The sequence below is a fragment of the Allobosea sp. LC85 genome (assembly GCF_000735605.1).
In the GTDB taxonomy this organism is placed as follows: Bacteria; Pseudomonadota; Alphaproteobacteria; order Rhizobiales; family Beijerinckiaceae; genus Allobosea.
The window spans coordinates 113,020-132,472 of the sequence record NZ_JPKG01000007.1 but is presented as its reverse complement, the minus strand read 5'-3'; the positions used below and the strand labels follow the sequence as shown (position 1 = coordinate 132,472).

Sequence of the window (19,453 nt, the reverse complement as noted above, 5' to 3'; positions counted from 1 at the left end):
GCGGTTGCGAGCCCGGCTCCGATTGCGATCTTGGCATATGTCTTCATGCGACTTCCCCTCTGTTTTTGGTTGTGCGAGCGGCTTTTGCCGCCTGCTTCGACATGTCGGACAGTCAGGTTGTGGACATCAGGCCCTGGGACGTTCAAACCCTGGCGAGCTTGCCCTCGACCATCGCGGTGGCGCCCGAGATGTCGGGCAGCTTCTCCCCCTTGCGCAGGCGCTCGAGCAGGACGAGTTCCTGTTCCTGCATCTCGATGGCGCGACGGGCATAGGCTTCCGCCGTCGCGGCCTTCAGTACGACGATGCCGCTCTCGTCGCAGAGCACGGCATCGCCCGGCTCGATCGTCTGGCCGCCGACGCTGACCGGCACGTTGATCGCGCCTTCGGTACCGAGGATCTTGGTCGTGATCGGCGACGGGCCGCGGCACCACATCGGCATGTCGGTCTTGACGATCTCGGAGAAATCGGTGGCCGGGCCGTCGATGACACCGGCGGCCACTCCGGCATTCTTCATGGCGTGGGTGACGACGCCGCCCCAGCAGGCATGCTTGGTGTCGCCGCAGCGGTCGATCACGACGATATCGCCCGGGCGGACGAGCTTGGTCAGGTAGTGCAACGCAGTCGAATCCGCGTGCGGGATGCGGATCGTGACGGCGGTGCCGGCGACGCGCTTGGTCGGCAGCACCGCGCGGATCTCACGATCGACGAAGCCCGAATGCAGGACATGGCCGATGGTCGCGACTTCGCATTTCTCAAGCAGCGCAGTGAGGCTGGCTGGGATCTGCGCCGGCATGGGATTGACGATGAACATGCTGCGCTCCGGTCAGCCGAGGACGTGGTGATTGGCGACCGGGACCGCGGCGCGGACCTTGGCGGTGTAGTCGAAATCGAGCCTGGCGCTCGTCGTGCCGACACCGTCCGAAGCCTGGGCGGCGATATGGCCCCAGGGATTGATCACCATGGAATGGCCGTAGCAGGCGTTCTTGCCCTGCGCATGGGTGCCGGTCTGTCCCGTCGCCAGGAACCAGGTCTGCGTTTCGGCCGCACGGGCGCGGGCCAGCAATTCCCAATGATCCTTGCCGGTCATCAGGGTGAAGGCGGCGGGCAGCACGATCAGATCGGCCCCGGCATCGCGCAGCTTGCGGAAGAGCTCCGGGAACCGAATGTCGTAGCAGATCGCGCAGCCGACGGTGGCCTCCCCGACCTGGTAGGTCACGACCTCCTTGCCACGCGAGACCATGTTGGACTCGCGGTAGCTCGAGCCGCCGGGAGCATCGACATCGAACAGGTGGATCTTGCGGTAATGCGCGATCTGCTTGCCGTCCGGACCGAAGACGAGGGTCGCATTGAAGTAGTCGTCACCATCGCGCTCGCAGACGCTGCCGGCGTGGATGGTGACGCCGTGCTTCTCGGCGAGGCCGGACATCAGGCGATAGCTCTCGCCGTTCGGAAAGGTCTCGGCGCTCTCGCGCATCGCCGCCGGACTGCCGTCCAGGAAGGCGTAATATTCCGGCAGCACGATGAGATCAGGATTATCCTCGGCGACGACCTTCTCGATCATGGCCCTGGCGGTCTTGAGGTTCGCGGACTTGTCGTCCTGCGAGTTCATTTGGATGAGCGAGACTTTCAACGGCGTTCTCCCTGCAGGCGTTTCCGCAGCAGAACAAACGCGAGCCGGCCCGGCAAACGCGAAATTCTTGTTCGCCTCGACAAGAATTGCTTATGAGAACGCCAGCGCCATGCCCTGCCGCTTACTTGGGCAAGTCCCTGGGGCAAGTTCTTGGGACAAGTTCCTGGGACAAGCGCCGGACGGTCAGTTCGAGGCCGCGATCTCGACGGCCATGTCCGCGATCAGCGCCGGTAGCGTGTTGCCTGGATCGTCGGCGAAAACCGCGTGGAAATTCAGCGGCGGCAAGCGCGCATCGACATCGAGAACACGCAGATCACCCGTCTCCAGGAACTCCTGCACGACGACGCGCGGCAGGACGGCGATGCCGACGCCGTCGCGGATCAGCCGCGTGATGGTGGCAAGCGAGTTGGAGTTGAAGATGCGGATCGCGCTGGGATCAAGCCCCGCCGTCTCGATCACCCGCAGCACCGCCTGATGCGGCTGGGAGCCCTTTGAATAGGCAAAGATCGGGTAGTCGACGAGATCGGCGATCGCGAGCCTGCCGGTCTTGAGGGACAACTTCGGCGAGGCGATCCAGAGGCATTCGAAGGTGCAGAGTTCGATATTGCGGATATGCGGAGCGACAACCGGCCCCATGACCAGACCGAGATCGATCTGACCGTCCTGGATCTGGCGCGCGAGGTTCAGGCTGGTGTCGACGTTCAGGTCGATCGTGACGTTCGGATAGGCCTCTTTCACGCGCTCGATCAGCCGCGGCAGCCAGGCATAGACGACGGAATCGATCGCGCCGATCAGCACCGTCCCGCGCTCGTTGCTGGCGTCGCCGATGGTGCGCTGGAAGTCATTGACCATGCGCACGATCGCTTCCGCCTGCGCCAGGGCGCGCTGGCCATGCGGCGTCAGGCTGACATTGCGCAGGTCGCGCTCGAACAGGCGGACGCCGAGATCGCGCTCCAGGGTCGCGATGCGGTTGGAGACCGACGCCTGCGTCGTGCAGAGCTTGTCCGCAGCGACGGAAAAGCTGCGCAGCCTTGCGACCCAGACGAAGGTTTCCAGGAATTTCAGATTCACGTCGGGCCAACCCTCATCCGCCTTGGTCACCCATCGACGATGCGAGCGCAACCGGCAAGCAACCGATGCGGGTGACGTCAGGAGCGATGCAGCCGAACCATAGCCACCACGCGACGCGATAGCACGCCGAGATGCGAGTCGGCGCGCAGCTACATGTCCCCCGAAAATGCGTGCCGCAGCTCCGGAGGACAATGAGGACCAGTTCCCCTGGCGTCAGATCAGCCGGCGAGCTGCATGTCGCGGTCGAGCGGGAAGATCGGCCGGCGGACATGCTTGTAGGGCAGTTTGGTGAGGTCGGGGGTGCAGAGCGCGCCACTGTCGCAGACCACGACCTTGCCGGCGATCGGCTCGAAGGCGGCGCGGAAATGCTGCATGGATTTCAGCCCCACCACCCGCCTGGCAACCGGATCGATCCCGAAGGCACGGAACTGCTGCAGGTCCAGCATCTGGGCCGGGAAGGTGGCAACGAGGATATCGATGCCGCCGACACGCAGCACTGCGGTCGTGCCCCAGCTTCCCTTCAGCCCGCCGAGCATCGGACCGTCGCCGACGAAGTCGCCATTGCTCAGCAAGAGAAGCGTGCCTTCGAGCGCAAGCGGCGCTCCCCCGACGCGCGGATCGGTCTTGCCGCCGAGCCGGATCGAGACGAGGTCACCGACCGTGTGGCGATGCAGCTCCTCGGCCGCTTCCGGATCGATGATCGGACCGAAGCAGGCATCCTGGACGTCGGCCGCGATCATGGCACGCAGCAACTCGGTGGAGTCACCATAGCCGCCGCCGCCCGGGTTGTCGGCGTAATCGGCGATGACCAGCGGGCCATCCTTGGCGTCGAAGGCATTGGCCTGCCGTGCCGCTTCCTCGACCGTGAGATAGATGTTCACATTCTCGAAACGCCGGGTCCACATGTCATGGATGAGCTCCTCCGCGAAGGCGCGGTGCGCGGACAGATCGCCCTGCCCCGTCACCAGGACGGTCGGGCCGACCTCCTCGATATCGGCATTGCCGAAAGCGCCGTTAACGCTGACGGCAAAGACATCGGGCGTCTGCTCATAGGCGCGCGCGCGGGCGATGCGCTCGACCATCGGCCCGATATCGGTGCGCCCGCCATTGATCTCTTCGAGCATCGGGCGGTGCGCGCGAATGGTGACCGGCCTGATCTCGCCGGTCATGGCGCGCTGCAGAATGCCGGCCGCCTGCTTGGCGCAGTCGCGGACATCAACATGCGGATAGGTCTTGTAGGCGACGATGATGTTGGCGAGCGCTGCCATCCTTGGGGTGACATTGGCATGCGGATCGAGCGTGATGCCGATCGGCAGATCCGGCCCGACCACGGCGCGCAGACGCTCCAGCAGTTCGCCCTCGCCGTCCTGATCGAACTCGGTGACCATGGCGCCGTGGAGGCCGAGCAGGATGCCGTCCAGCCGGTCCTTGTTCTGCTTCGCGGCCTCGACGATGACGCCGGCGATCCGCTCATAGGCATCGCGCGTCACCGGCCCGCAGGGCTGCGCCGAAGCGCTGATCGTGTGGATCACCGTCCAGCCACTGGGGCGGCCGATATCGAGGAAGCCGGCGATCGGGGTGTTCGCCTCGCTGCGGGCAGCCATGGCCTCGTCGCCGAGCTGGATATTGCGGGACGCAAACGCCGCATAATCGGCCGGCTTGCGACTAAAGGTGTTGCTCTCATGCGAGAATTCGGCGGTCAGGACGGTGAAGGACATGGCGCTTCCTCATGCGTTTCTTCTGGCGGATAGGATCGGATGGAAAGGGGCGAACGGCATGCCTCAGCCGTCACGAAGGGGCCGGCGGATATCGAGCGCCTCGATCAGCGCGTCACCGAACAGGTTGATGGCAATGACCGTCGCCGCGATGACGAGACCGGGGAACACGATGATCCAGGGCGCGATGAAGATCTGCGCCGTGCCCGAGCTCATCATCGCTCCCCAACTCGGCAGAGGCGGCTGAGCGCCCAGGCCGAAGAAACCGAGCGTGGCCTCGAGAACGATGGCATCGCCCGTCGCCAGCATTCCCGCAACGATCACCGGCGTGATCGCATTCGGCAGCAGATGGCAGAACAGGATGCGGGTCGGACTGGCGCCGATATTGATCGACGCCTCGATGAAGACCTCGTTCTTCAGGGTCATCACCTGCGCCCGCGTCAGGCGCGTGAACTGGGCGAGATAGGCGATGCCGATCGCGATCGCCGTGCTGTGCAGGCCTGGACCGAGAATGGCGATCAGGATCAGCGCCAGCAGGATTTCCGGAAACGACCAAGTCAGATCGACGATGACGGTCACGATCCGATCGAAGACGCCGCCGAAATAGCCGGCGGCGGCGCCGAGCGATGCGCCGACGGCGACCGAGAGCGCGATCGACAGCACGCTGACACTGAGCGAGGTGCGCGCGCCCTGGATGATGCGCGAGAGCAGGTCGCGCCCGAACTCGTCGGTGCCCAGCCAGTGGGCGGGCGATGGCGGGGAGTTGGCCAGACTCAGGTTCTGGCTCGCATAGTCATAGGGTGCGATCCAGTAGGCGAGCAGCGCGCAGAGCACGAGCCCGAGGAGGAAGAGCGCGCTGAGCGCTCCGCGTGGCGAACGCGCGATCCGCGCAGGCAGCGAAGACCGGCTCATCGGGCACCCATCACTTCGCGCAGCCGCGGATCCATGGCCGCCTGGACAAGATCGCCGAGCAGTGTGCCGAGCATCACCGCGATGGCGAGCATCAGCAGGCAGCCTTGGACGAGCGGATAATCGCGCTGGCCGAGCGCGGTGATCAGCAGCGACCCCAGCCCCGGCCGAGCGAAGACGAACTCGACCGTGACCGCGCCGCCGAGAATCCAGCCGATGCGCAGGCCCAGGATGGTGGCGACCGGCATCAACGCATGCTGCAGAACATGCCGGAGCTGGATCCGCCAGAACGGCAGCCCCTTGGCGTAGAGCACCCGAACGAAGTCGCGATTGGCCGTCTCGATCATCGCCGCCCGGGTGACGCGGGCGATCAGCGCAGTGCCGCCAATGCCGATGGTCAGCACAGGCAGAACGAGCGCCTCCCAGTTGCGGGCACCGGAGACCGGGAACCATTCGAACTGGACGGCGAACATCAGGATCATCAGCAGCCCGAGCCAGAAGCTCGGCAGGGTCGAGCCGAGCAGGATCAGCCCCATCACGGCCCGGTCGAACAGGCTGTCGCGAAACGAGGCGGCCAGCACGCCGACCATGATGCCGATGACGGTGGAGAACAGGAAGGCGAGGCCGCCGAGAGCGAGGCTGTGCGGCAGGTTCTCGGCGATCAGCTTCGCGACCGGCTGGCGCAGCACGATCGCATCACCAAGGTCGCCGGAGACGACCTTGCCGAGCCAGCGCAGATACTGGGCGACAAGGGGCTGATCCAGCCCGTATCGCGCAATCATCTGCGCCTGCTGCTCGGGCGACGACCCGACCTGGACGATATGGTCGAGCGGGTCGCCCGGCACGAGATGGATGATCAGGAAGATCACCAGCGACACGGCCAGGAAAACCGGCACGAGCAGAAGCAGTCGCTTGATCGCGAAGTGAAGCAAGGCGCCCTCTCCCGCTCGAACCGGTCCGCGATCCCGTCAGTTGACGGGTTCGATATCGATGATCGACTGGCTCGACAGACCCGAGCCGCGGATCTTCTCCGGCATGGCGACGCGCTTGCCATGGGCGAAGAGCTGGACCGGCTGGTAGATCGGCGCGAACGGGTACTGGGACAACACGTACTCATGGTACCTGGTGAAGTTGACGACGCGCTCGTCCCAGTTGCGCGACCTGTTCATGGCGGTGTCGTTCAGCTTCTCGGCTTCGGGATCGTTGAACATCGAGACATTGGGATAGCCGAGGCGCTTGGCGCTGAAGAACCAGTCGACGATATCGGCATTGGTCCAGAGATAGGCGCGGACCGCGAGCTGATGGTCGGTCTTCTTGCGGTATTGCGAGTTGATGGTGCTGGAATCGAGAATCGTGATGTCGGCCTGCATGCCGACCGCCTTGAGCTGGGCCTGAAGAACCTCGGCCAGTCGCTTGAATTCCGTGCCATTCTGGGCCCAGAACTTGACCTGGAGTGGCTTGCCCTCCTTGACGCGGATGCCGTTCGGGCCAAGCTTCCAGCCGGCCTCGTCGAAGAGCCGCTTCGAGCGTTCGGGGTCATAGTTGATCTTGTATTTCGGATCGACCTTCGATTCCTGCAGCGACGAGATCAGGAAGGTGTCGGCCACTTGGCCGAGCCCGCCATAGAGGCTCTTCATGATCTCCGCCTGGTTCACGGCGAAGGCGGTCGCCTCGCGGACCTTGATGTCGGTGAAGGGCTCCACGTTGGTGTTGATCGGCATGTAGACCAGCTCGGTGCCCGGGATGGTCACCACCTTGATCGACTTGTCGGCCTGCATGCGCGGCAGGAAATCGGTGGGGACGGCGACGATCAGGTCCGCGCCGCCGGTCTTCAGCTCGAGATAGGCGGTCGATTCCTCGGCGATCTCGCGGAAGGTCAGCTTCTTGAACTTGGCCGGCCCCTGGTTCTTCGAAAGGTCGGAGGCCCAGGCATAGTCGTCATTGCGGACCAGCACGGTCTGCTGGCCGACCGTGAACTGCTGCAGCTTGTAGGGGCCGGTGCCGACAGCCTCGCTGACGCCGAACTTGTCGCCCAGGGCCTGATAGGATTTCGGCTCGGGAATGCACATGAACGAGCTCGCGAGGTTCGAAAGCAGGTTCGGATCAGGGTTCTTCATGTGAAAGCGCACGGTGAGGTCGTTGATGACCTCGACGCGCTCGATCGCCTCGACCGTGAAGGCGTTCTCCGTGCCCTTGAACTGCGGCACCCACCATTCGATCGTCTTGGCGTTGAAGGGCTCGCCATTGTGGAATTTCACGCCCGGCTTGAGCTTGAAGGTCCATTGCTTGCCGTCGGCCGTCGTCTCCCACGACGTCGCGAGCTGGCCGTGGAAGCTCTGGTCGGCATCCTGAACGACCAGCCGGTCATAGATCAGCGTCGTCGCCGTGTTCAGCTTCGTCGCCTTGATCGGGTTGTAGGTCGGTGCGCCAACCCAGCGTGCCGTCAGCACGAAGGTCGCCTCCTGCGCGACGACAGCCGACAGCGCTCCCGAGATCGCCGTCCCGGCCAGCGCGAGAGCGAGTGCTGCTCCCCTCACCTTCATCTTCGTCATGACGCCATTCCCCTCTTTTTTGATTGCTGATGGGTCTTCGTTCACTCGACGGGGCCTGAACCATCCCCCACATGCCCCGTGAATCGGCCGTAAAGCGTCGCCATCCTGTTCAAGCGCTCCTCGACGGACGGGCCGAGCTCGACGAAGACGCTGTTGACCAGGAGACTGCCGAGGCTCGCCATCTGCGCGGTCGAGTCCCAGAACTGGTTGAACTCGGTCGAGACCACGAGCACTTCGTCGACGAGGTCCCGGCCCCAGTCGCAGAACGCGTCGGTCACGAGCGTGGTCCGGATGCCGGCCTGCTTCGCCTCGCGGGCCAGGAGCTTGGCCATGCGCGAATAGCGGCGGGCCTCGAAGATCACGAGACAGGGCGACGGCCCGCCCGAGAGCAGCAGCTCGGCGAAATTTCCTCCCGCAAGGTCGACCAGATGGACGCCCTCGCGCAGATATTGCAGCTGATTGGCGAGATACTGGGCGAGGCCCCGTTCGGTCTGGAACCCCGTGACATAGACAGCCGAGGCCGCGGCGAGCCGCCTGGCGACCCGCTTCCATTCATCCGTCTGGGCCAGCTCGTAGATGGCCACCAGCCCGGAGATCTCGAGCTGCAGGCCGCGGGCGAGCTGGTCCTCGCCGGCCAGGCTGCGCTGCTGGAAATCGCGCAGGCGGTCGCTGATCAGCCAGGGCCGATCGCCGATATCCTGCCTGAGCTGCTCCTTGAGATCCTTGAAGCTCTTGTAGCCGAGCGAACGGCAGAAGCGCCCAACCGTCGGCTCGCTGACCTCGACCTTCTCGGCCAGGCTGCCAGCGGTCTCGAAGGGCACGCTGCTCAGGCGTGCCAGCATGTAGCTCGCCAGCGCCTTGTCGGCCTTGGAGCCGTCCTCAAGGCAAGCCTGCAATCTCTGGCGCAGCGTCTGGGTCATGGGTTTGCCCGGTTGATGGCGCAATCAAGAAATTTTTCTTTCATGGTGTCAAACGATTTTTCTTTTCTTGCATATTGCCGAAATATGAGGCTTCTCGAACAGGTCGGCTGCCAACTGGGTCGAGCGCGACGCGACTGATGCCGCCGAGGAGCGATGGGCCAAACGATCAAGCAATCCGACGTCATCGTGCTGGGCGCGGGCATCGTCGGAGTCAGCGTGGCGCTGCATCTGCAGGCCCGGGGCCGCGCGGTCACGCTGATCGACAAGGGCCTGCCCGGTGCCGAAACCAGCCACGGCAATGCCGGCCTGATCGAGCGCTCCTCGGTGATCCCCTATGCCTTCCCGCGGGACCTGACCACGATCCTGGCCTATGCCTCGAACCGCTCGGTCGCGGTGCGCTATCAGCCGGATTTTCTGGCGCGCATCCTGCCCTGGCTCGCCCGCTACTGGTGGAACTCGGCAAGTGAACGGCTGAACCGCGCCGCCCGGGAGATGCTGCCGCTGATCGAGCGCTGCATCGGCGAACACGAGCATTTCGCGGGTCCGGCCGAGGTCGAGCCGCTGATGCGTCGCGAGGGCTGGATCGAGTACTACCGCTCGGTTCGCAGTTTCGAACGCGCGGCCGAAAGCGCGGCCGAGCTCGGTCCGTTCCAACTGTCCTATGACGTCCTCGACAGCCAGGCACTCGGACGCAGGGAGCCTTCCCTGCAGGGCGATATCGCCGGTGCGCTACACTGGCGCGACCCTGTCACCGTCAGTGACCCCGGCGCCGTGACGCGCGCCTATGCAAATCTCTTTACGGCGCGTGGCGGCGAGCTCGTGACCGGCGATGCCAATGGCCTGGAACAGGAAGGTGCCGCCTGGACGATCGCCACGCCGCGCGCGCGGCACCGCGCCGGCGCGGCCGTCGTCGCGCTTGGTCCCTGGTCGGACGATCTCTGCCGACGTTTCGGCTACCGTTTCCCGCTCGCCTACAAGCGCGGGTACCACATGCATTATGAGGCACAGGGCAACGCTGTGCTGAACCACCCGATCTGCGATGCGGAGGCCGGCTTCGTGCTGTCGCCGATGATGCGCGGCATCCGCCTGACCACAGGCATCGAACTCGCCGCCCGCGACGCCCCGTCCGATATGCGGCAGATGAAGCAGGCGGAGCAGATCGCACGGCGCATCTTCCCGCTCGGCAAGGCGATCGATCCCGCACCCTGGCGCGGGGCGCGTCCGTGCCTGCCCGACATGAAGCCGATCATCGGCAAGGCGCCGCGGCATGACGGGCTCTGGTTCACCTTCGGCCACGCCCATCACGGCTTTACGCTCGGGCCCGTCACGGGGCGCCTGCTCGGGGAAATGATGACCGGCGAAGAACCGTTCACCGACCCGCGTCCCTACGCCGCCGAACGCTTCACCGATCGCGGCTGAATGGAGATCTGAGGCCACTCGGTCGCGCCTCGATCAATGAGCGGTGGGCAACGCCTGAAGCAGCGTGCCCGGCAGGCCATCGGAGCGGCGATGCCGCGAAGGAGAACCTATCAGGCGTCAGTATCGGCATCCTGATGCCGGACCAGTCACTTTCGGCGCTTCCTCGGCGATATCGCTGATCTGCCATAGCGCGGCCGGCGCAGCGCAATCAGCTATTCACATTTTGCGTGATTCTGTTGCAAACTGAAAGCCAATCGCAATCACGCTGGCGACAACGGGCCCATGGATCAGCTCAGCACCCCTCGGCAGACCGAGATTCTGGCCACCGCGCGACTGCAGGGAAAGGTCGGCGTCGACGAGCTGGCAGCTCGCTTCGACGTGAGCCCGCAGACCATTCGCAAGGATCTCAACGAGCTTTGCGACCGCAGGCTGATGACGCGCATCCATGGTGGCGCCGTTATCGCTTCGGGAGTCGAGAACGTCGCGTATGAGGCCCGCCGCTTCATCGCGCAGGCTGAAAAGCGCGCCATCGGCGAAGCGGCTGCCCGGCTGATTCCAAACAACGCCTCGCTCTTCATCAATATCGGCACCACGACCGAGGAGGTCGCGCGCGCCCTGATGCAGCATGAGGGCCTGATGGTCATCACCAACAACCTGAATGTCGCCACGCTGCTGTACCGGCAGCCCAGGATCGACGTGGTGTTGGCTGGAGGGCCGGTCCGGCGCACGGATGGCGGGCTGATCGGCTCGAGCACGGCTGATTTCATCAGCCAGTTCAAGGTCGATTATGCCGTGATCGGCGCCTCGGCCATCGACGAGGACGGCGCGCTGCTCGATTTCGACTTCCGGGAGGTCAAGATTTCACGCGCGATCATCGACAATGCGCGTCGGGTGATGCTGGTCGCCGACCGGCTGAAGCTGGAGCGGGCGGCCCCGATCCGCATCGGACATCTTTCCGAGGTCGACGTCTTCGTCACCGACGAACTGCCCTCACCCGGACTGCGAACCCTGTGCAAAGGTGAAGCCGTCCAACTCGTCGAAGTCGGCCGCCGGGATTGAACGGCGTCAGCACGCCCGCCTGACGTGCGCTCGCCTGGCTTCGCTGGCCGGGCCATTGCTTTCGTTTTTAGGTTCACCTATTCAAAAATCATCCTAAAAACGAAATTCCACCTGAATCCGCCCCCCGTCAGCCGGAGAGAAGCCGTGACCGCCGTTCCCGAAAATGCTGCCCAGCCATATGATCTCGCGATCATCGGCGGTGGCGTGAATGGCTGCGGCATCGCACGCGACGCCTCCGGCCGCGGCGCCTCTGTCGTCCTGTTCGAACAGAATGACCTCGCCAGCGCCACCTCCTCGGCCTCGACCAAGCTGATCCATGGTGGGCTGCGCTATCTCGAGCACTACAAGTTCCGGCTGGTGCGCGAGGCGCTGATGGAGCGCGAGGTGCTCTGGCAGCTCGCGCCACACATCATCCGACCGCTGCGTTTCGTGCTGCCGCATCATAAGGGCCTGCGCCCGGCCTGGCTGCTGCGGCTTGGCCTCTTCCTCTATGACCATATTGGCGGCCGAAAGCTCCTGCCGCCGACCAGCACCATCGACCTCCGGCAAGCCCCACAGGGCCAGCCGCTGAAGCCGGGGTTGGTGAAGGCCTTCGAATACTCGGATTGCTGGGTCGAGGATTCGCGGCTCGTCGTGTTGAACGCAGCCGACGCGGCAGCGCGCGGCGCGGAGATCCACACGCGCACGAAGGTGCTCCATGCCGAGCGCGACGGCGACACTTGGCGGATCACCACCGTGCGCGACGGCGTGCGCAACAGCGTCCGCGCCAAATCCCTGGTGAACGCGGCCGGCCCCTGGGTCGGGCAGGTGCTGAGCGGCATCGTCCGCTCGAACACGCAGGCCGCCGTGCGCATGGTCCAGGGCAGCCATATCGTGGTGCGCAAGCTCTACGAGCATGATCGCTGCTATATCTTCCAGAACTCCGACGGCCGGATCGTCTTCGCCATTCCCTATGAGCGCGACTTCACGCTGATCGGCACGACCGACCGCGACTACCACGGCGACCCGGCGACCGCTTCGGCCACGGCCGAGGAGATCGACTATCTCTGCACGGCGGCAAGCGAGTATTTCAAGCAGCCGGTGACGCGTGATGGAGTAGTCTGGACCTATTCCGGCGTCCGCCCGCTCTATGACGACGGCACCTCGATGGCCCAGGAGGCAACGCGCGATTACGTCCTGACACTTGACGCGCCCGAAAGGGAGGCACCGCTGCTGTCTGTGTTCGGCGGGAAGATCACCACCTATCGCCGGCTGGCGGAAGCTGCGATCGAGCGCCTGGCGCCGCATGCGGGCTGGGCCAAGCAGCCCAGCTGGACAATCCGCGACCCCTTGCCGGGCGGCGACTTTCCGGTCACCGGCTTCGATACGCTCGTCGCCTCGCTCGGTGCCGCGCATCCGTGGCTGCCGCGCGAGACGGTCACCCGGCTCGCCCGTGCCTACGGCACCAGGGCCCGCGACATCCTTGATGGCGCAGGCTCGCTCGCTGATCTTGGCCAGCATTTCGGTGCCGATCTCTACGAACGCGAAGTCCGCTATCTCATGCGCGCGGAATGGGCCGAGAGGGCCGAGGATGTGCTCTGGCGCCGGAGCAAGCTCGGCCTGAGGCTGTCGGAGGCCGGGGCCCGGACACTGGACGCCTTCATGACCACGACCGCGGACGCACGTATCGCCCCCGCGACGTGAGGCTGGCCTCCCGCAGTCCCGGACCGCAAGGCGCCGTCCGCTCCCGCGTGCTTGATCAAGCCGCGGGAATGACGCACCACTTTGCGCCCTGCCCTCTACGGCTACCGGATTGCGAGTTTCCGCCATGACTGCCTATGCCGAGCTTTCCGCCCATTTCGGCCGCGTCGCCGCCCTGTCCAATGCCATCGGTATCCTCCAATGGGACAATGACGCGATGATGCCGAAGGGAGCGGCCGATACGCGGGCCGACAGCATGGCGTTGCTGCATGTGCTGCGCCACGGCATGGTCACCGAGCCCCGGATCGGCGACTGGCTGGCCGCAGCCGAGGCCGATACGGCGCTTGGCGCCTGGGAGCAGGCCAATCTGCGTGAGATCCGGCGCAGCTGGACGGTCGAGACGGCGGTGCCCAGCGACCTGGTCGAGGCATCGAGCAAGGCGGTTTCGGCTTGTGAGATGCGCTGGCGCCAAGCCCGGGTCGATTCCGATTTTGCCGGACTGCTGCCCTTTCTCGCCGAGGTGCTCAAGCTTCAGCGCGAGATCGGGCGGGCCAAGGGCGAGCGGCTCGGGCTCTCGCCCTATGATGCGCTGCTGAATGATTACGAGCCCGGCGGCCGCTCGCAGCGGATCGACGGGCTGTTCGACGACCTCGCCGCCTTCCTGCCCGGGTTCACGCAGGAGGCGTTGGCAGCACAGGCCAGGCGATCTCCGGCCCCGAGACTGGAAGGGCCCTTTCCGATCGCGGCGCAGCGCGCGCTGGGCCTGAAGATGATGGCGGCGCTCGGCTATGATTTCGAACGCGGCCGGCTCGACATCTCGACGCATCCTTTCTGCGGGGGCGCCGACAATGATGTCCGTATCACCACCCGCTATGATGAAGGCGACTTCACCAAGGCCCTGATGGGCGTGCTGCACGAGACCGGCCATGCCCTTTACGAGCAGGGCCGCCCGCAGACCTGGTTGAGCCAGCCGGTCAGCCATGCGCGCGGCATGAGCCTGCACGAGAGCCAGTCGCTGCTGATCGAGATGCAGGCCTGCCGCAGCCCCGAGTTCATGAGCTTCGCCGCACCGCTGATGCGGGAGGCCTTTGGCGCGAGCGGACCGGGCTGGGAAGCCGAGGCGCTGTGGCGCAATGCGACGCGGGTCCAGCCGGGCTTCATTCGCGTCGATGCCGACGAGGTCACTTATCCCGCCCATGTCATCCTGCGCTACCGGCTGGAACAGGCCCTGATCGCGGACGCGATGCCGCTCTCGGAGCTGCCCTCGGCCTGGAACGAGCAGATGCGGCAGTTGCTCGGGATCACGCCGCCGGACGACCGGCTCGGCTGCTTGCAGGACGTGCATTGGCCGAGCGGCGGCTGGGGCTATTTTCCGACCTATACGCTCGGCGCGATGACGGCGGCGCAGATCTTCGATGCGGCCTGCCGGGCCCAGCCCGAGATCCTGCCCGCCATCGGAGGCGGCGACTTCTCACCGCTCCTCGACTGGTTGCGAACCAACATCCACAGCCAGGGCTCGCTCCACGAGACAGACGAGTTGCTGACCCGCGCCACCGGCCGCCCGCTCGATGCCGGAGTGTTTAAGGCGCATCTGCGCCGACGCTATGTCGGAGAAACGTGAGATCACCTGCTAACGGCCGGGACATAATCGCGGAAAGCCAGGCGCCGGTGCTCTGAGCCGGCCGCCGCCGACCCGCGATCGTCACGATCCGACGATCAGTCAGCCTCGGGGCTGCCTGCGCGCCGCCATGCTCTCCGCGAAGCCGTCCCCCTCCTTAAGGTCCAGCTCCATCCGCTAGTCGGCCCTGGATTGGTGTACTAGTATACATGTTAAGGCCTCGGCGCGCGGCCGGTCGGGTTGCGCGGATAGCAGGCCTATCCAGGGAGAGACCATGACCGAAATCACACGCCGCGGCGTGCTGCATGGAGCAGCCAGCCTTGCCGCTCTCCAGGCGACGGGCGCCTTCGCCCAGGGCCTGCCCTTGCCCTCCAGCCCGGTCGCGCTGAACATCATCGATGTCGCCGGCAATCTGCAGCTGACCCAGGCCTCGATCGAACGCTTCGTGAGGGAAAACCCAAAACTGATCTCGCGGGTGAACTTCTCGCGGGCGCCCTCGCCGGAACTGCCGGCGAAGCTCAAGGCACAGCAGCAGGCCAACCGGGTCGATCTCGACCTCGTGCTGACGGGCCCGGGCGCGATGTCGGACGGCATCCAGCAAGGGCTGTGGATCGACGTCTGGAAGTCCTACCCGTCGCAACTGCCGAAGGCCGAAGAGGTCTATCACGAGCAGGCGCTGATGATGCAGCGCAATTTCGGTCAGAACGAAGGTGTCGCCGTCGTCTATTCGCCGTCGGGACCGCTTTTTGAGTATATCCCAGCCCGCCTGAAGACCGTGCCCAAGACGGCTGCCGACCTGCTGGCCTATGTGAAGGCCAATCCCAAGCGCTTGACCTATGCCCGCCCGCTGAATTCCGGTCCCGGCTGGACCTTCCTCCAGGGCATGCCCTACATCCTCGGCGACAAGGATCCGAGCGATCCGATGAATGGCTGGGACAAGACCTGGGCCTATCTCAAGGAGCTCGGCACCGGCATCGACTACTACCCTGGCGGCACGGCCGCGACGATGAAGGAACTCGGCGAAGGCACCCGCGACGTCATCGTCTCGACGCTCGGCTGGGACATCAACCCCCGCGTGCTCGGCATCGTGCCGAAGGAGGCCGAGGTCTTCGCGCTGGAGAACACCCACTGGATTCCCGATACCCAGTTCATGTGCATTCCCAAGGGCGTGCCGGAGGCCAAGGTCGCTGTCATCCTGGCGCTGATGTCGTTCATGCTGAAGCCCGAGCCGCAGGCCGCCACCTATGACAAGGGCTATTTCTATCCCGGGCCGGCCGTGAAGGGCGTGACGCTGGCGATGGCGCCGCAGGAAAGCCGCGACGTCGTCAAGGAGTTCGGGCGGGCCCATTATGACGAGCTGATCGCCAAGCTGCCGACCCGTCCGCCGCTGACTCCGGAACGGCTCGTCGCCGCCTTCCGGCGCTGGGACCAGGAGATCGGTGTCGGTCACGGGGCGCCGCAATAGCATGCGCTTTGCCGCCATCGGCCTCGACCACCGCCATATCTACAACATGGTCGAAGGCCTCCTCGAAGCCGGCGCTGTCTGCGCCGGCTTCGATCCGCGCACCAGTGACGAGCGTGTCCTCGCGGGCTTCCGCGAGCGCTTTCCGCAACTCCAGGCCATGGACGCGGACCGGTTGATCGAGGATCCGTCGATCGATCTCGTCGTCTGCGCCGCCATTCCCTCGGAGCGCGCTGCGATCGCGATCAGGGCAATGCAGGCCGGCAAGGACGTCATGGTCGACAAGCCGGGCGTGACGACCTTCGCGCAGCTTGCCGATGTCGAGGCGACGGTCGCCCGGACCGGGCGGATCTTCTCGATCTGCTTCTCCGAGCGCTTCCTGGTGCCCTCGACGATCGTCGCCGGCAAGCTCATCGCCGACGGCGCGATCGGGCGCGTGGTGCAGACCCTGGGCCTCGGCCCGCATCGCCTCAACCGCGCGATCCGGCCGTCATGGTTCTTCGAGCCAAGCTATTTCGGCGGCATCCTCACCGACATTGCCTCGCACCAGATCGACCAGTTCCTGCACTTCACCGGTTCGCGCGATGCGGACATCGTTGCATCGGGAACGGGTCATTTCGGCAGCGCAGAGCTGCCGGATTTCGAGGATTTCGGCGAGATTCTGCTGCGCAGCCCGCAGGCCGGCGGCTATATCCGCGTCGACTGGTTCACCGCCGACGGGCTTCCGACCTGGGGCGACGGGCGGCTGACCATCCTCGGGACGGACGGCACGATCGAGCTGCGCAAATATATCGATATCGCCGGCCGGCCGGGCACCGACCATCTCTTCCTCGTCGACGGCAAGGGCACCCGCCATATCGATGCCTCCGGCGAGCCGCTGACCTATTTCCGCAATCTGGTCGCCGATATCGCCGGCAGGACCGATACCGCCATGTCTCAGCAGCACGCCTTCACGGTCTGCCGGCTGGCGCTGGAGGCGCAGGCGAAAGCAGTGCGGCTGCCCGCCCGCGCGAGCGAAAGGAAAGCTTCGTGACCCGCAAGATCGGCGTTGCCATCATTGGCCTCGGGCCAGCCTCCCTGCCGCATTCCCACAGCCTGATCGACCTTGCGGAGCGCGTCGACGTTCGCTGGGCAGTCAGTCGTTCAGCGGAGCGAGCCGAGGCCTACCGCAAGCAATTCCCCTTTGCGGTGACGACCGATCTCGAGGCCGTGCTGGCTGATCCGACGGTCGAGGCCGCCATCGTGCTGACCCCGCCGAGCAGCCATCTCGACGTGTCCGCGCGCTGTTTCGAGAATGGCAAACACGTGCTGGTCGAGAAGCCGCTGGAGCTGACAGTCGCGCGCGGCGAGACACTGGTCGAAGCCGCGCGTCGTGCTGGCAAGGTCTTCGGGGTCGTGCTGCAGCACAGGCTCCGGCCCGCGAGCCTGCGCCTCAAGGCCGCGCTGGCCGCTGGCGAACTTGGAACCGTCGAGGCTGCATTCCTCAGCGTGCCGTGGTGGCGCCCCCAGGCCTATTACGACGAGCCGGGCCGCGGCACGCTGGCGCGTGACGGCGGCGGCGTGTTGCTAACCCAGGCTATCCATTCACTCGACCTGTTCCGCTCATTGGTCGGCGTATCCCGCGTGGTCGCGGCGCAGGCGCGGACCACGAAACTGCACCGCATGGAGAGCGAGGATTTCGCCTCTGCGCTGCTCGAACTCGGCAATGGCGCACCGGGCACGCTGATGACGACGACGGCCGCCTATCCCGGCCATCCCGAGCGCATCGAGATCATCGGAACCCAGGGCTTCGCCACATTGATCGGCGGCACACTCAGCCTCTCCTTCCTCGATGGCCGCAAGGAGGTCGTGGAGGCGGAAGGCAGCACCGGCAGCGGCGCCAATATCATGGACTTCCCCCATGATGCCCACCGCGCCGTGATCGCCGATTTCCTGGAGGCGGTATCGACCGGCCGCGACCCCGTCGTGACGGGCAACGAGGCGCTGGCATCCCAGCGCCTCGTCGATGACATCCTCGCCGCCGCGAGGCGCTGAAGCGGCGGGCGACAGCCCTATCGACCCATCATGGCATCCCGGACGCTGTGAAGCAGAGATCCGGGATCCCATGCCGGGGCGAATCCCGCAAGAAAGCGGACCTGGATCCCGGGTCGCCCTGGGGGCGCCCGGGATGTCCTTGTCGTATGCCGAACCGTCGCGTTCGACCGCCCCTCGCTCAGCGGGCGCGCTTGGCGCCGACCAACTCGTCCCATTTGCGGAAGGCCACGACCATCTTGTCGGGCTTCAAGGGCAGCTCGATCGGGTTCTTGGCGATCAGGTCGGCATATTCCGGCCGGCCGAATTCGGCGATCACCTTCTGGCTGCTCTCCGGCGCCAGCGACAGCGGCACGTTCTTCACCGCCGGGCCGGGATAGAGATAGCCCTCGTCATAGGCATAGGCCTGGGCCTTCGGCGTCAGCACATAGGCCATCAGATCGAGCACCACGGCGAGGCGGTCGTTCGGGACGCCCTTCGGCACGCACATGAAGAAGGCGTCCGAAACCCAGTGGAAGCCCTTCAACGTGCCGACCATCGCCGATTTCGGCACGATGCCGAGCGCGCGCGGATTGATGTCCCAGCCGGTGGTCGAGATGATGATGTCGCGCGAACCCTCGCCGAACTCCTTCATCGTCGCGCCGGTGCCGGCAGGATAGTAGTCGACGTACTGGCCGAGTTCCTGCAGATAGGCCCAGGTTTTGTCCCAGCCGCCGACCGGATCCTGCGGGTCCTTGTCGCCGAGGATATAGGGCAGACCCATCATGAAGGTGCGGCCCGGGCCGGAATTGGTCGGGCGCGCATACATGAACCTGCCGGGATTGGCCTTGGCCCAGGCGAGCAGTTCCTCCGCCGTGGTCGGCACGTTCTTGACGCGTTCCGGCGCGTATTCGAGCAGCGGGCCGGAGGGGTAGTAGTTGACCACGACGCCAAAGCCATCACCCTGCACACGGTGCAGGTTGAGCGCGGCCGGCTCGTAGTTCTCCTCGATATTCGGGAACTTGTCGGCGAAATCAGGCAGGATCTTGAGCCAGAGCTTCTGCTCGAGGCCGGCGGCAAGGCCATCGCTGCCGGTCAGCACGAGATCGAGATCGGCGCGGCCGGCCTCCTGCTGCGCCTTGATCTTGCTGGCGAGTTCCGGAGCCGGCGCCTTCACGAAGGTGATGCGCGAGACCAGCTTCGGATTGGCGGCGCGATAATCCTCGAACGCCTTCTGCATCAAGGCCAGCGCACCGCCGACATCGATGATGTTGATGCCGACCGGCGAGGTCGGCAGCGGCGGCGAAGCCGCAAAAGCCGCCGGCGCTCCCGACGCCATCGCAGCCAGGCCGCCCAGCACGGTGCGGCGGTCAATCCCCGTGAAATCCTTGCTCATGGTCTCTCCCTC

At 65.4% G+C, this 19,453-nt stretch carries 16 protein-coding genes; 7 read left to right on the top strand and 9 right to left on the bottom strand.

The features are described 5' to 3' along the window. Window positions 1-142: 142 nt before the first annotated feature. The 8 genes from FG93_RS04250 to FG93_RS04215 all read right to left on the bottom strand — a co-directional run bounded on the left by FG93_RS04250 (window position 143) and on the right by FG93_RS04215 (window position 8,797). A complete protein-coding gene (locus tag FG93_RS04250) occupies window positions 143-811 on the bottom strand; it encodes an RraA family protein (protein ID WP_043232199.1) in 669 nt (222 codons plus the stop codon). Window positions 812-823: 12 nt separating this feature from the next. Beyond that, a complete protein-coding gene (locus FG93_RS04245) occupies window positions 824-1,630 on the bottom strand; it encodes a carbon-nitrogen hydrolase family protein (protein WP_081881293.1) in 807 nt (268 codons plus the stop codon). Between the two features lie 183 nt (window positions 1,631-1,813). Continuing rightward, entirely contained in the window at window positions 1,814-2,701 is an 888-nt protein-coding gene (locus FG93_RS04240) for a LysR family transcriptional regulator (RefSeq protein ID WP_043232337.1), read from the bottom strand. Between the two features lie 218 nt (window positions 2,702-2,919). Next, entirely contained in the window at window positions 2,920-4,419 is a 1,500-nt protein-coding gene (locus FG93_RS04235; RefSeq protein WP_043232195.1) for a M81 family metallopeptidase, read from the bottom strand. Between the two features lie 63 nt (window positions 4,420-4,482). Continuing rightward, window positions 4,483-5,328: an ABC transporter permease gene (locus tag FG93_RS04230; protein ID WP_043232193.1), complete on the bottom strand. Its 846-nt coding sequence runs from the start codon at window positions 5,326-5,328 to the stop codon at window positions 4,483-4,485. Next, window positions 5,325-6,257 (bottom strand): ABC transporter permease, encoded by a 933-nt coding sequence (locus FG93_RS04225; RefSeq protein ID WP_043232191.1) that lies wholly within the window; start codon window positions 6,255-6,257, stop codon window positions 5,325-5,327. Before FG93_RS04225 ends, FG93_RS04230 begins: the two co-directional genes overlap by 4 nt. 36 nt (window positions 6,258-6,293) lie before the next feature. After that, window positions 6,294-7,877 carry an ABC transporter substrate-binding protein gene (locus FG93_RS04220; protein WP_043232190.1) on the bottom strand — a complete coding sequence of 528 codons (1,584 nt, stop codon included), beginning with the start codon at window positions 7,875-7,877 and terminating at the stop codon, window positions 6,294-6,296. 41 nt (window positions 7,878-7,918) lie between these two features. Beyond that, complete coding sequence (locus FG93_RS04215; protein ID WP_043232189.1) at window positions 7,919-8,797, bottom strand: MurR/RpiR family transcriptional regulator; 879 nt, start codon at window positions 8,795-8,797, stop codon at window positions 7,919-7,921. Window positions 8,798-8,950: 153 nt separating this feature from the next. Between FG93_RS04215 and FG93_RS04210 the strand changes: the two genes are divergently transcribed. The 7 genes from FG93_RS04210 (at window position 8,951) to FG93_RS04180 (ending at window position 18,069) form a co-directional block, all read left to right on the top strand. Beyond that, window positions 8,951-10,216 carry an FAD-binding oxidoreductase gene (locus tag FG93_RS04210; protein ID WP_043232187.1) on the top strand — a complete coding sequence of 422 codons (1,266 nt, stop codon included), beginning with the start codon at window positions 8,951-8,953 and terminating at the stop codon, window positions 10,214-10,216. Between the two features lie 282 nt (window positions 10,217-10,498). Beyond that, window positions 10,499-11,275 carry a DeoR/GlpR family DNA-binding transcription regulator gene (locus FG93_RS04205; protein ID WP_043232184.1) on the top strand — a complete coding sequence of 259 codons (777 nt, stop codon included), beginning with the start codon at window positions 10,499-10,501 and terminating at the stop codon, window positions 11,273-11,275. A gap of 144 nt (window positions 11,276-11,419) precedes the next feature. Continuing rightward, complete coding sequence (glpD, locus tag FG93_RS04200) at window positions 11,420-12,958, top strand: glycerol-3-phosphate dehydrogenase (protein WP_043232181.1); 1,539 nt, start codon at window positions 11,420-11,422, stop codon at window positions 12,956-12,958. Between the two features lie 124 nt (window positions 12,959-13,082). Beyond that, a complete protein-coding gene (locus FG93_RS04195) occupies window positions 13,083-14,576 on the top strand; it encodes a carboxypeptidase M32 (RefSeq protein ID WP_043232179.1) in 1,494 nt (497 codons plus the stop codon). A gap of 271 nt (window positions 14,577-14,847) precedes the next feature. Next, on the top strand, window positions 14,848-16,038 hold the full coding sequence (locus FG93_RS04190) for an extracellular solute-binding protein (RefSeq protein ID WP_043232176.1): 1,191 nt from the start codon (window positions 14,848-14,850) through the stop codon (window positions 16,036-16,038). A 1-nt stretch (window position 16,039) separates the two neighbouring features. Continuing rightward, a complete protein-coding gene (locus FG93_RS04185; RefSeq protein WP_043232174.1) occupies window positions 16,040-17,068 on the top strand; it encodes a Gfo/Idh/MocA family protein in 1,029 nt (342 codons plus the stop codon). Then, complete coding sequence (locus FG93_RS04180; protein ID WP_043232172.1) at window positions 17,065-18,069, top strand: Gfo/Idh/MocA family protein; 1,005 nt, start codon at window positions 17,065-17,067, stop codon at window positions 18,067-18,069. Before FG93_RS04185 ends, FG93_RS04180 begins: the two co-directional genes overlap by 4 nt. Before the next feature lie 178 nt (window positions 18,070-18,247). Here FG93_RS04180 and FG93_RS04175 read toward each other — a convergent pair whose 3' ends face one another. Next, window positions 18,248-19,384: an ABC transporter substrate-binding protein gene (locus FG93_RS04175; protein WP_244448492.1), complete on the bottom strand. Its 1,137-nt coding sequence runs from the start codon at window positions 19,382-19,384 to the stop codon at window positions 18,248-18,250. Window positions 19,385-19,453 lie beyond the last annotated feature (69 nt).

Excerpts from the sequence above, each read along its gene's own strand:
- FG93_RS04215 (WP_043232189.1), bottom strand. The coding sequence starts at position 8,797 with ATGACCCAGACGCTGCGCCAGAGATTGCAGGCTTGCCTTGAGGACGGC.
- FG93_RS04185 (WP_043232174.1), top strand. The coding sequence starts at position 16,040 with ATGCGCTTTGCCGCCATCGGCCTCGACCACCGCCATATCTACAACATG.
- FG93_RS04250 (WP_043232199.1), bottom strand. The coding sequence starts at position 811 with ATGTTCATCGTCAATCCCATGCCGGCGCAGATCCCAGCCAGCCTCACT.
- FG93_RS04175 (WP_244448492.1), bottom strand. The coding sequence starts at position 19,384 with ATGGCGTCGGGAGCGCCGGCGGCTTTTGCGGCTTCGCCGCCGCTGCCG.
- FG93_RS04195 (WP_043232179.1), top strand. The coding sequence starts at position 13,083 with ATGACTGCCTATGCCGAGCTTTCCGCCCATTTCGGCCGCGTCGCCGCC.
- FG93_RS04190 (WP_043232176.1), top strand. The coding sequence starts at position 14,848 with ATGACCGAAATCACACGCCGCGGCGTGCTGCATGGAGCAGCCAGCCTT.
- FG93_RS04210 (WP_043232187.1), top strand. The coding sequence starts at position 8,951 with ATGGGCCAAACGATCAAGCAATCCGACGTCATCGTGCTGGGCGCGGGC.
- FG93_RS04235 (WP_043232195.1), bottom strand. The coding sequence starts at position 4,419 with ATGTCCTTCACCGTCCTGACCGCCGAATTCTCGCATGAGAGCAACACC.
- FG93_RS04220 (WP_043232190.1), bottom strand. The coding sequence starts at position 7,877 with ATGACGAAGATGAAGGTGAGGGGAGCAGCACTCGCTCTCGCGCTGGCC.
- FG93_RS04230 (WP_043232193.1), bottom strand. The coding sequence starts at position 5,328 with ATGAGCCGGTCTTCGCTGCCTGCGCGGATCGCGCGTTCGCCACGCGGA.
- FG93_RS04205 (WP_043232184.1), top strand. The coding sequence starts at position 10,499 with ATGGATCAGCTCAGCACCCCTCGGCAGACCGAGATTCTGGCCACCGCG.